This is a genomic window from Clostridioides sp. ES-W-0018-02, from assembly GCF_020658175.1.
Taxonomy (GTDB): domain Bacteria; phylum Bacillota; class Clostridia; order Peptostreptococcales; family Peptostreptococcaceae; genus Clostridioides.
Genome location: NZ_JACVVY010000005.1, coordinates 211,192 through 224,293, shown reverse-complemented (window position 1 = coordinate 224,293; position 13,102 = coordinate 211,192). Strand labels below are relative to the sequence as shown.

12 protein-coding genes are annotated in these 13,102 nt (G+C 27.0%); 3 read left to right on the top strand and 9 right to left on the bottom strand.

Annotated features, from left to right (window positions below):
- Positions 1-561: 561 nt before the first annotated feature.
- Entirely contained in the window at positions 562-2,952 is a 2,391-nt protein-coding gene (locus tag IC219_RS14135) for a heavy metal translocating P-type ATPase (RefSeq protein ID WP_227831386.1), read from the bottom strand.
- 22 nt (positions 2,953-2,974) lie between these two features.
- Positions 2,975-3,340, bottom strand: coding sequence for an ArsR/SmtB family transcription factor (locus IC219_RS14130; protein WP_227434729.1), 366 nt, complete (start codon positions 3,338-3,340; stop codon positions 2,975-2,977).
- A gap of 201 nt (positions 3,341-3,541) precedes the next feature.
- Here IC219_RS14130 and IC219_RS14125 point away from each other — a divergent pair, with 201 nt between their 5' ends.
- Entirely contained in the window at positions 3,542-4,402 is an 861-nt protein-coding gene (locus IC219_RS14125; RefSeq protein ID WP_227831387.1) for a hypothetical protein, read from the top strand.
- Positions 4,403-4,730: 328 nt separating this feature from the next.
- On the opposite strand, the gene IC219_RS22050 is transcribed toward IC219_RS14125, so the two are convergent.
- Positions 4,731-4,826: a DUF6485 family protein gene (locus IC219_RS22050; RefSeq protein WP_227831461.1), complete on the bottom strand. Its 96-nt coding sequence runs from the start codon at positions 4,824-4,826 to the stop codon at positions 4,731-4,733.
- A 478-nt stretch (positions 4,827-5,304) separates the two neighbouring features.
- Complete coding sequence (locus IC219_RS14115) at positions 5,305-6,393, bottom strand: hypothetical protein (protein WP_227434726.1); 1,089 nt, start codon at positions 6,391-6,393, stop codon at positions 5,305-5,307.
- A gap of 125 nt (positions 6,394-6,518) precedes the next feature.
- Here IC219_RS14115 and IC219_RS14110 point away from each other — a divergent pair, with 125 nt between their 5' ends.
- Positions 6,519-7,247 (top strand): HAD family hydrolase, encoded by a 729-nt coding sequence (locus IC219_RS14110; RefSeq protein WP_227434725.1) that lies wholly within the window; start codon positions 6,519-6,521, stop codon positions 7,245-7,247.
- Positions 7,248-7,570: 323 nt separating this feature from the next.
- On the opposite strand, the gene IC219_RS14105 is transcribed toward IC219_RS14110, so the two are convergent.
- From IC219_RS14105 to IC219_RS14090, 4 genes are all read right to left on the bottom strand, one after another.
- Positions 7,571-8,068 (bottom strand): hypothetical protein, encoded by a 498-nt coding sequence (locus IC219_RS14105; RefSeq protein ID WP_227831388.1) that lies wholly within the window; start codon positions 8,066-8,068, stop codon positions 7,571-7,573.
- Between the two features lie 10 nt (positions 8,069-8,078).
- Positions 8,079-8,522, bottom strand: a complete 444-nt coding sequence (locus IC219_RS14100) for a hypothetical protein (RefSeq protein ID WP_227434723.1) — start codon at positions 8,520-8,522, stop codon at positions 8,079-8,081.
- Complete coding sequence (locus tag IC219_RS14095) at positions 8,512-9,351, bottom strand: DUF5685 family protein (RefSeq protein ID WP_227831389.1); 840 nt, start codon at positions 9,349-9,351, stop codon at positions 8,512-8,514. Before IC219_RS14095 ends, IC219_RS14100 begins: the two co-directional genes overlap by 11 nt.
- Positions 9,352-9,761: 410 nt before the next feature.
- Positions 9,762-10,376, bottom strand: coding sequence for a TetR/AcrR family transcriptional regulator (locus tag IC219_RS14090; protein ID WP_227434721.1), 615 nt, complete (start codon positions 10,374-10,376; stop codon positions 9,762-9,764).
- Positions 10,377-10,640: 264 nt separating this feature from the next.
- On the opposite strand from IC219_RS14090, the gene IC219_RS14085 reads away from it, so the two are divergent.
- Positions 10,641-11,285, top strand: coding sequence for a nitroreductase family protein (locus IC219_RS14085; RefSeq protein WP_227831390.1), 645 nt, complete (start codon positions 10,641-10,643; stop codon positions 11,283-11,285).
- Positions 11,286-11,650: 365 nt separating this feature from the next.
- Here IC219_RS14085 and IC219_RS14080 read toward each other — a convergent pair whose 3' ends face one another.
- Positions 11,651-13,036, bottom strand: coding sequence for a M20 family metallopeptidase (locus IC219_RS14080; protein ID WP_413926952.1), 1,386 nt, complete (start codon positions 13,034-13,036; stop codon positions 11,651-11,653).
- Positions 13,037-13,102: the final 66 nt, after the last annotated feature.

Here is a 13,102-nt window from a genome sequence, read left to right as displayed (position 1 = left end):
GCCAGGATCAAACTCTCAAATAAAAGTTTATCAGGCTCAGATACTATTGTTATCTAAATATCTGGCTTTATGGTTTGTTTCTTGTTTTTATAAATTAACCTACTGTTTAATTTTCAAAGTTCATTTTTCATGTTTGCCCTTTTCTTAAGGACAAGTAATACTATATCACCTTAAAAATAATTCGTCAACACTTTTTAAATTATTTTTTTAAGTTTTTTTAATTTCCATTGTCATATATTCTATCATAATGTAGTAATACCATAGTCTCAATCAATTTTAATATATTTATAATTTTTTATAAAAAATCACATTTGCTTATCTTAACTATTAATATTTTAAATATTTCTATATACAAATTCAACAGTTATAATAGAATTATCCCTATATAGATTGAAAAAATACAGTAGAAAATACAGACAATAAATAAGAATATAGAAATAAATGTAAATAAATATAATAATAAAAGAAGAAGTATTAATACAGTTAGAATAAACTTATCAATACTTCTTCTTTTATTATCTATCTTTTAATATTATAATCTATTCATTTTTAACTTACATATTATCTCATAGCTCTCATAGCATTTAGTACTGCAATAAGTGCTACCCCTACATCAGCAAATATAGCCTCCCACATAGTAGCTATTCCTCCAGCTCCTAATGCCATAACTATAACTTTTACACCTAGAGCAAATATTATATTTTGCCATACTATCTTATTAGTCTTATTTGCTATTTCAATGGCTTTAGATATTTTACTTGGTTCATCTGTCATAAGTACCACATCTGCTGCTTCAATAGCTGCATCTGAACCTAAACCTCCCATTGCTATACCAACATCTGCTCTGGCTAAAACTGGTGCATCATTTATTCCATCACCAACAAAAGCTATTTTTTCTTTTTCTGTTCTACCTTCATACAACTCTTCTAGTCTATCTACCTTTTCATTAGGAAGTAAATTAGAGTAAACTGTATCTAACTCCAACTCTTTAGCAATGTTTTTTGCTACTTTTTCATTATCTCCAGTTAACATTACAACTTTTTTTACTCCTATTGATTTTAAACTTCTTATGGCATTTTTACTATCTTCTTTTATCTCATCAGATATAACTATATAACCTCTATACATTTTATCAACAGCAATATACACTACTGTTCCTACTTCTTTAGCTGGTGAATAGAATATATTTTCCTTTTTCATAAGTTTCTCATTACCTGCCAATATAAGTTGACCATTGTATTTTACTCTGATTCCATAGGCTGCTATTTCCTCATAACTATCTATTGTATTTAAATCAATTTTTTTATTATAGTAGCTTAATATAGACTTTGCTATTGGGTGATTTGAATTTACTTCTGCAAGAGCTGCATATTGCAATAATTCTTCTTCTGATATTCCTACAGGATTTAACTTAGTTACATTAAATACACCCTTAGTAAGAGTTCCTGTTTTGTCAAACACTACTGTATCTACACTTCTTAAAGCCTCTAAGTAATTACTTCCCTTTATAAGTATTCCATTTTTAGATGCAAATCCAATCCCACTAAAGAAACTAAGTGGTATTGATAAAACTAATGCACAAGGACAAGAAACAACTAAGAATATCAACCCTCTGTATAGCCAATCACTAAATACTTCACCTGAAATAACAAGTGGTGGTACAAATGCTATCAATAAAGCAGCTATAACTACTACTGGAGTATAGTATCTTGAAAATTTAGATATAAAATTTTCTGTTTTTGATTTTTTAATGCTAGAATTTTCAACAAGGTCAAGTATCTTTGAAACTGTTGACTCTCCAAAGCTTTTTGTAACCTCAATAGTAAGTAAAGCATTCTTATTTATAACACCTGATAAAATTTCGTCTCCTTTTTCAACTTCTCTTAATACAGACTCACCTGTAAGTGCAGAAGTGTCTAACATAGATACTCCATCTACTACTACACCATCCAATGGCACTTTTTCACCAGGTTTTACTACTATTATATCACCTATATTTACTTCTTCTGGAGATACTACTTTCACTTCAGAGTTAACTTTTAGGTTTGCATAATCTGGTCTTATTTGCATAAGTGAAGTTATAGACTTTCTAGACTTTCCAACCGCAACACCTTGTAAATACTCTCCTACCTTATAGAAAAGCATAACTCCTACTGCTTCTGATAGTTCTCCTATTAATAATGCCCCTACTGTTGCTAGAGCCATTAAGAAGTTTTCATCAAATACTCTTCCTTTTGATATATTTCTTATTGCTCTTAAAAGTACATCTCCACCTACTATCACATAAGCAACTATAAATACTATATTGCTAAATTGACTTTCAAATCCTGTTGCTGTTTGATATATACCAAAAATATATACAAGAGCTCCTATTATAAGTGGAATTAATTCTTTTTTATTTGCATCGCTCACAGTTTCTGACTTTTCAACCGTTCTAGATTTTGTTTTGTCAGAAGACTCTACTTGTATATCAAGCCCTGGTTCTGTTGAGTCTATTATTTCTTTTATTTTATTTATAACAGCATCTTCTTCAAAAGTACTTATTATGTTTACTGTAAGTTTTTTATTTACAAAATTCAAATTAGAAGATTCAACCTCTTTTAGTTTAGAAACTTTGTTGTTAATCTCTTCTGCACAATGTGCACAATTTAACCCTCCTAATATAAGCTCCTTTTTAGCTGATGTTTTGTTGGCTATTGTATTGTCTTTAGAGCTTATTTGTATATTAAGTCCTGGTTCTGTTGAATCTATTATCTCTATTATCTTTTCTATAGTATTTTCTTCATCAAAACTATTTTCTATATTTACTGTAAGTTTTTTATTTATAAAATTTAGATTAGAAGACTTAACCTCTTGTAGCTTAGAAACTTTGTTGTTAATCTCTTCTGCACAATGCGCACAATTCAATCCTCCTAATACAAATTCCTTTTTAATTATATTATTTGCTTCCATATATATTCACTCCTCTCATTTATCATTTATAAGTCTCTCTAATATGATTTAATCCACAGTCAAATATTTGACTTATATGGCTATCATCTAATGAGTAATATACCGTCTTTCCTTCTCTTCTAAATTTTACTAACCTAGCCTGTTTTAATACTCTAAGTTGGTGAGATATTGCAGAGTGAGTCATATTTAATAAACTTGCTATATCACATACACACATTTCATTTGCAAATAATGCATATAATATCTTTACTCTAGTAGTATCTCCAAATACTTTAAATAATTCTGCTAAATCATATAACATTTCTTCATCTGGCATAGTTGACTTAGCTTCTGTTACTATTTCCTCATGTATTATATTACAACTACAATCATTTATCTCTTCTCTCATTATATAATCCTCCATTATTTTAATATATGAATAACTGTTCATATGTTCATTATATGCTATTATATCTAATTTCGCAACAATATTTTTTTATTTATTTAAAATAATTAGAATGCACATATTATGGAGTTTTTTAATATATATATTATTAGAATAAGTTTTTGTAAACTTTTTTATAGTTTTTCTAGGAGGTGCAAGTTTAATATGAGTAATAAGAAAAAAAAGAACTTAGATACTAGCTACATGCCTTACTTAGACCCTGCTAATTATGCAGATTATATTACTAATGAAGAAATTCCTCAAGATGAGTTGAGAAATGACCCACAAATCCCTAGTGGTTATACAAAAATACCTAATAATCAGAATATAAGTAACATTTATCCTAATAGCGTAAATAATTATCCTAAAAGTAGTAATTCTCCAAACAACTTGCCTAACACAAATAATACATCTGGAAATATGAACTACAACACATCTACTCCAAACAATATGCCTAACAACATGAACTATAATACATCTAATAATATGAACAATATGGGTGTACCCACTAATATGTCTGGTAACATGAATAACAATATGGGTATGCCTAACAACATGTCTGGTAACATGAATAATAATATGGGTATGCCTAACAACATGTCTAGTAACATGAATAATAATATGGGTATGCCTAATAACATGTCTGGTAATATGAATAATAATATGGGTATGCCTAATAATATGTCTGGTAACATGAATAACAATATGGGTATGCCTAACAATATGTCTGGCAACATGAATAATATGGGGTATAATATGAATAACATGTCTGGCAACATGAATAATATGGGATATAATATGAATAACATGGGTATTCCTAACTTATCATGTAATCAAAATATGCCTCCTAATGTACTTATGATGATACCAGGTGTTATATGTCATAATACAATGAATGGTATGCCTGTAGTTATGCCTAGTAATATGCCTTCTAACATGTATCCGACTCCTTATGGTTCTAGTAATATGTCTATACAAGGCATGCCACAAACTAATATTGAGGAGTTTGATGAGGAAGAAATGTAAAATATTTTTATTTTTTAAATAAATTGTATAAGACCTTAATAATTGAATATAATAGTAAATGTATTCCTCATAATATTCCCCCAATATTATTATAGGTATAAAATTTTGATTGAATATCCTTTTATTTAGTCAAAAAATATTAACATAATCTAATAAAATAAATGTAAATAAAAAATCAGATAAAATAAAATTTTATCTGATTTTTTATTTACATTTAACTTAATACTTAAAAAATATCCCTGCATATCACTATTTGTTTGATGTTTATGGAAGTAACCCACAAATCCTTGAATGGAGTAATCAATTACATCACTTATATCTTCATTAACTATACCAAAAAACATGCTGGCATTTTCTTCTCTTTTAGATTGTCAAGGATACATGGTCTACACTCTTTCTCATATTTTTTGGATTTATTTGGCAGTTCTCAACTTAAGTTTACTAACTCTATGTTATAATGACTCTAACAAGTCATTATCTTGTTTATAGTAGGCATTATTTTGAATAAAATATGTGTATTTTACTTTTCTGGAACTGGTATGATTCTAATATATTTACAAATAAATAAAAGCTAGTAATTCTATTATAACTATCATTCATGACTCTTTAAGATTATTTTATTTTCATTATAAAACTTCATTGCTTCATCATATAACAATCATAAAATATATCTTACTCCCTATATATCTAGTAATATGTTTAGATACGGTATGCTAAAAACCAATATTGGCAAATATTATAAAAAAAAGAAATAAAATATTTTTATATAAATTGTATAAAATTTTAATAATTGACCACAATAATAAATGTATTCCTCATAATATTCCCCCAATATTATAGAAATAAATTTAAGCGAGATTAAATTCAGTTAATCTCGCTTAAATAATGTCAAAAATCATATACTATTCCAAAAAATCATCAAAGTCTATTGAATCTGACTCTGCAAAATCGTATAAAGCATTTTGCTCAAAGAAAAATTTCTCTTCAAATTTAATATATTTGCTATAATTAGACTGACTTATTTCATTAATACAATTACAATCATTATCACTATAAGTCCCTATAAAAAACTTGTTTCCCATTAAGTAATATATAGCTTTCATATCATTATTTATTATATATACATTTTCTTTAACATGGTCATTATTAAAATTAAATCTAGTAAAAAATATACCTTCATTCATATTACTTTTTAATAAGAACGGATTTTCTTCATAAAATACTTTTGCAAATTCCTCAGGTGAACTTACGCTATATACACTTACAAATTCACTCTTAGAAATTTCATCAAAAACTTCAAAATCGTACATAGGCTCTTTATCTGTTACTAACATAGAATTGATTTTAAAACCAGTATCATTACATTTACTTATACAAAAGGCTATTTTACATGTATAATACCCATCATTATCTTCATATAAAGCCTCACTAATATACCTACCTTGTCCTTTATTACTTACTGTATTTTTAAGTAATGTACCATTGATATTTGTAATATGCATATTTGCAATCTCTTCACTTCCTGAAAAGTATCTTAAGCTTTCTCTATCCCATGCTATAAACCTCATAGTCATATAGTTTATGAATTCAACTTCCTCATCAACTCTTTTACATATTTTATTATATAATTTTTCTATAGTTAAATCTGTTTTATAATTTTTTATAATGTCAATGTATTCACATTTATCTCCTGGCAATATCTTGTTATAACAAATATTCTTATTTCCAAAATAAGATACTAAAAACAGAGATTCCTCCTCTGTTAATCCAATTCTATCTGAGCCAAATCCACCCATTAATCTTTCTTCTTCCCTATAAGCTTCTTCTTGTGTTGGATTTTTTAAACTCACATAATCCGCCAGACCTAATCCTTCTGCATCCAATAAAAAATATTGACAAAAGTGATTGTTTTTATTGTCTATCCAATTTATTATAAGACCCAAGCTCCCCATAAGTCTAGAATTTGTAACCTTTGCAAAATTAAAATTCATACAATCACGTCCTTTAAAATTTAAAATCTTTGTTTTTTAATATATAAATTATTATACATATATTTTAACAACTTAGGTATAATTTATAATATAATATAAGGAAATGATTAATTGAGGTGGTTTTTATGAAAAATATAGCAGCTTTTTTTGATATAGATGGTACTCTTTATAGGGACTCTCTTATGGTTGAACATTTTAAGAAATTAATTAAATATGATATAATTGACCAAAAAAATTGGTATAAACACGCCAGAGATACATTTATGGATTGGGATAAAAGACAAGGCAACTATGATGATTACTTACTAGAAATATGTAATCTTTATGTTGACTCCTTAAAAGGCTTAGACAAAACTTGCATTAATTTTACAAGTGACCAAGTAATTAAATTAAAAGCAGATAGAGTTTATAAATACACACGTTCAAGAATAGATTGGCATTTAAATCAAGGTCACATAGTTATCTTTATTTCTGGCAGCCCTGGGTTTTTGGTTGAAAAAATGGCTAAAAAATACAATGTAACTGACTTCTTAGGAAGTGATTATGTATTTGAAGATGATATATTTACAGGAACAGTCATACCAATGTGGGATTCTATAAGTAAAAATAACGCTATAAATGATTTTGTTGTAAAATATGATTTAGACCTATCAAATTCGTACGCTTATGGAGATACTAATGGCGATATAAATATGCTAAAAAGAGTTGGAAATCCAATCGCAATAAATCCTACAAAAGAACTTTTGGCTCAAATATCACTTAATAAGGAAATTTCTAAAAATGTTGAAATAATAGTAGAAAGAAAAGACATTATCTATTCTTTATCTACAGATGTGAATATGGTAGATATTTAATTTATATTAGCTCTTTTAAAGACTTATACAACAAAAGTCTTATTATAATAAAGGATGTCATCATTGAAGTGATATCCTTTATTTTTATTCATATTATATATTTTAGTTCATAGATGGTAAGTATCTATTTCAAATATAAAAATTGTTATTGCTAAAACATTAAAAGTTTGTATAACAACATAAAAAGACTCTGATATAAAAATCAAAGCCTTTTTTATTAAATAAACTCATACATATGTTAATTTTATTTTTATATTTCAATGTCCCTTTGCAAATGTATTATTCATATAAAAATTAAAACCATTCTAAAGTAAAACATTAAGTCAGTTGTTATTTTTAAATAACATCTTTCTTAGTCTATTATTGTAATAATCTATAAAAGAACTATATACATAATCGTATATTATAAAGGCTACCTCAAATGAAGCTACTATAATAATATTTATTGGAATATAAACTATTGTCCTTAATATAAAGTACAATATAACTATCATTATATTTGCAAATACTACTTTCATAAAATACTCAATATATATTGACCTATCTTTTTCTATAAAATATTTAACAATACCATATATCCCAAAAGTAAGAGAATATACAATCCATTGAGATTTACTTGCCATTACTATAAATCCTAATGCTACAGAACCTATATAAAAAGCAATTCCACTTTTAAATCCCCATTCCATTATTACAATTGATACTAAAAGCGATGCTAACCCCATAATAAACAATGTATTTACAGGAATAATATTTGTAAGAGTTAACAGTATCACATTTAATGCTAATAAAACTCCTCCATAAGCAACTTTTATACTCATATTTATCATCCTAACAACAAGATATTAAATCTCCACCAAAACATTCACAACAGGAATCTAGACACCAAAGTTTAGCGCAGTTTTCACAACAATCATCACCTAGACAGCAACAACAGTCATCACAACAACAGCAACAACATCCATCTAAATCATTACGTCTTCTTCTATTATAATTATCAGCTCTATTGTTATATTCATTTCTATATTGTGTATAACTTCTAAGTGCATCATTGTATTCTTGATTTTCAGGCTCCATGAATTTTGCTCTCTTTAAGAAGTCTTCTCCTTCTTCATAATATCCAATATTCATCGCAGAAAAACCAGTTAGATAATACCACTCTGCACATTTGTCAGTTAATGTTTTTAAAAAATCATAGGCTTTTTTAAATTCACTATTTTCCATAAAAGCTCTTGCTCTCATAAAATTTTCATTATTATAAGTATTACTGTACATTCTTTCCACCTCTACTTTCTAATATATTCATGTATCTTAAATAAACTCCAGAATAAATTATATTTTCTATTATTCCAACGTTTTTATTTAGATTTAAATTATCAATTCCCCTAGCTAAAAAACCTAATGATGTTACAATTATTTTTTTTACTTTTTCTTTTAACTCATCATTTTTATCTATATATTCTATAAAAGGATTATATCTTCCTTTCTTAAAATCTTCATCTAAATCTTCATATGCATCTAGTAAATATATATATTTACCTATATTAAAGCCTATCATTCTTAGATTTCTCTCATTTTCATCTTTTTTATATGCAAATACTTCTCCCATTATATTTCCAAAGACATTAGACACTTCATCTATATTTATATTTTTGTCCTTTTCCAACTTATTTAATTCATTTAATTGTTGATTTATATACTCAGCTTTTTCAGGATATTTCTCATAGGCTAAGTTTAATTTGTTTTTATATATATAATATGCTAATTTATCTTTTATGCGTTTATCATCCATTAAATTATCTTCCAATTTATAATACGTTAAAAGAACATTCATACTTGCTGCATATTCGGTAATATCATTTGTTATTATCTTTTTCTTCTTAAATGGACTGACTACACACACTTCTTCTGTACTTATAGACTCTGGCTTATATACTGAGGTTAATAGAATAATTAAAAATGTTATATCGTAGTTTAAAGAAAACCTTGAGATTTCTCCATGATTTCTTTTTAGATATTTACATAACCCACAATAATAAGCTTTGTAATGGTCATATTCTCTAAATGTTAAATCCATTTTGTTTATTTTAACATATCCAAACATAAATACTCCTTCTTGTACTACTTTTTATATAATAAATTATAATTTGTATTGTAACAATCTATATCTATAAATATCACATTTAACTCTTTTATATTCTCAATACTTCTTTATGGTTTATAAAAAGTATTGTGACTTACATAAATATTTACTTTGTTATCTATAAACTCATTATATTTATTTTCTAAATCATTTATTATATAGTACATTATGTAAGTTTTTACTCTTTTTTACTTACTAATGTTATATATCCTTTTGACTTACTATGTGTTATCTCTAAGTTACTTATATCATTTAACAGTAGTATATCCTTTGCATTTGAACAAGTCATTATTTCTCTATTTTTTATTAATTATTATTATATCATTAATAAAATTATAATTCATTGTTTAGAATTATTTTTCTGATGGTTTTTATGAGTCTTTACGAATACCTACTGCTCTTAATGGACCAAGTAACGACATTCTAGCAAGTATCAGTGCCATTTCATCAGGAGATTCTTTCATGTTTTTTTCAAGCCAATATTGAATTACACCTAAGTCCGCTGAAAGTATATATTGTATAAAATATTCTTCCGAAATTATTGCCTCATCTATGTTAAAATTTTTTAATTTTTGTTTCTCAAACAGATTGATTTCAATAAATTTTTTTATTTTTCTTTCAAAGGTAGGGTCACCTTTTGGACCTAAAATAGATTTAATAATTACTGAATTTTTTCTAAAATATTCAAAAAGCTTTACCATAAATGGAAGAGGTTCATTTGAGGCATCCATGTTCATCATGTTGACTGAATCAAGGTGCTTAGTCTCTTCTTCAATTTCCTGTATTATTTCATTTTCAATTTTCTCTAACAAGTCATACTTATCAACATAATGCAGGTAGAAGGTTCCTCTATTTATATCTGCCCTTTGAGTTAAGTCAGTAACTGATATATTGTTAAATCCTTTCTCATCTATTAACTCTGCTAATGCAGACCTAATCATTTTTTTAGTACGTATTGTTCTTCTATCAACAGATACTTTTTTCATGAATTATTTCCTCGCTCTATATAAATTTTTTTAATTTTAATTGACAATTTTATATTAAATGTTTATTACTTAACAATTTAAATATTATTGTTCATTGCATAAATCAATATACATATTATAATATACATATAGATTATTAATCAACAATGTGTTCATAAAAAATAGCAAATTGATTTGAAGTAAATGTTTAATATGACCTAAAATTTCGCCTTTATATGGATGCATTATGGGATATCTTAAGAATAGTATTAATGGAGGATAAAAATGAACAATTTAGATAAAAACAATGTTAATGAAGTTTTGGATATGCTATTAAGAACTCGAAGATCCATAAGAAGTTTTACAAAAGAAGTACCTTCAAAAGAACTGGTTGAAAAAATAATTGAAACTGGAAGACTTGCACCTTATGCAATACTTGCAGTAGCAAAACAAACAGATTTCAGACATTTCTTTGTTATCTCTAATAACAGTTTACAAATGGATAAAATAAAAACTATTCTTGTTGATGTTATTAAAACTCAAATATCAACCCATGAGAAGAAGGCTGAGAACGACATCGCTCTACAATCCTTCATTACTTCTTTAAAGATGCAAGTTAAAAAAGGGGTTCTTGGTGTAGGGTCAACACCTTATCTTATTATTGTGGCAGAACGTCGTGGAATACCAGCCATAGAACAAAAGTCATTATCTCATGTTATGCAGAATATGTGGCTTAAAGCAACTGCTTTAGGATTAGGTTTTGAACTTGTTAGTGTAATAGGAAGATTAAGTAATAATAAAGATTTTTGCGATATTTTAGGAGTACCAACAGATGAATATGGCTTTGATGCCTGTACAATCGGTTTCCCTACAACATCTGTAATTAAGGAAGGCAGAACCATTCCTCATCCATCAATAAAATGGATATAATAAATAATATTGAAAACCAAATATTTATAAACTATTCTTACATATTTTTAATAATAGATTACATGCTGTTTCTCAGAGGAATCTATAATTTAACTGAGCCTAAGATAATCAAATTAATTACAAACAAAGAATAAATATAATAAAAGGACTTATAAATTATAAGTCCTTTTATTGAGCCTGAAATTAAATTCTTTTCCTTCAACCCTGGTAAATAACTTTCCTGTATTTCTTTTAAAGTATATGTATACCATCATAATCAATTATTTTTACTTTTGTTTGTGTCTTAGAATTAATCGTTCCTATGGCTCTCAATATATATTTATACTAATTCATACAATTCAATCTTACTTACATTAAGTTAATTTTTAAATAATTGGAGTATATTCAAAACTGCCTAAAGTATCTTTTAATTCCTTTTTTGCTTTATCTACAATAGATTCATCAAGCATTACATCATTTATTGAACATGCTATAGATTTTGATGCTAACAACATCGCTTTAAATCCCATGTCAGAACCTGCACTAGCGCAAGATTGCCATGTATGAGCAGAAATACCAATAGGCCAAACTGAACAAGAACATTGTGCTGTGGGAGTTATGTAACTAACATCTCCAATATCTAATGATAGTGATATACAGTTATTATGAGTAAAGGTATCATCTGTAACTTCATCATGTAGATTCATCTTAGTAATTTCCTTGTTTCCACTTAATACACTAGACACACTAATTCTTTTATCTATAGAAACTGTTTCAACTAATTTTTTTGCAAAATAGTAATCATCTTCATCATACTTTTGTACTCCTATCAATTTCATGTTTTTTGATAAAACATCTGTTAATATTGTATTTGGAATATAGTCATATACTCCACTTACAATATTATATTCCATACTAGTACCAGTCATCAATGCTGCTCCTTTTGCTATATCAACAATTCTGTCAAATACATCTCTTACATGCTCCATTTTAACTCCTCTTATGTAATACCATACTTCTGCAAAGTCTGGAACTATGTTTGGCATTTTTCCACCATTAGTAGTTACATAATGAACTCTACAGCTATCAAATATATGCTCTCTTAAATAGTTACAGCCTATGTTCATAAGTTCCACTGCATCAAGTGCACTTCTTCCGTTATAAGGAGCTTGTGCTGCATGTGCGCTAACACCCTTGTATCTAAACTTTACAGAATAATTAGCAAGAGTTGGAATTCTTATTGGAGTGTTTATATCAAATGGATGCCAACTAAATGCACAATCAATTCCATTAAAGAAACCTTTTTTTATCATTAATACTTTTCCTGACAAATCTTCTTCTGCTGGACATCCATAATATTTTATAGTTCCTTTCAATTTTTTTAGTTTGATTAGTTCCTTTATTGCAATTACAACTCCTATTGAACCCGTACCAAGTAAATTATGTCCACAACCATGACCCGAACCACCATCTGAAATAGGTTCTTTTGTAATGGATACTTTTTGAGACAAACCATCTAATGCATCATATTCACCTAAAACTGCTATAACTGGCTTACTTTCTCCATAGCTAGCTACAAATGCTGTATCCATATCCTCTAATTCATCTACACTAAAATCATGTTTTTTTAAATATTCTTTTTGTAAGTTTGAAGCATAATATTCTTTATATTGAAGTTCTGGATTTTTCCATATTTTATCTGATATATCTCTTAACTCTCCTTGTATTTTATCTATATAATCCATTATAAATTTTTTATTTGAATCATTTATATTAACCATATTCTCCTCCATAAGACTAATAATTATATTATTTGATTATATAAAATAATTATTTTT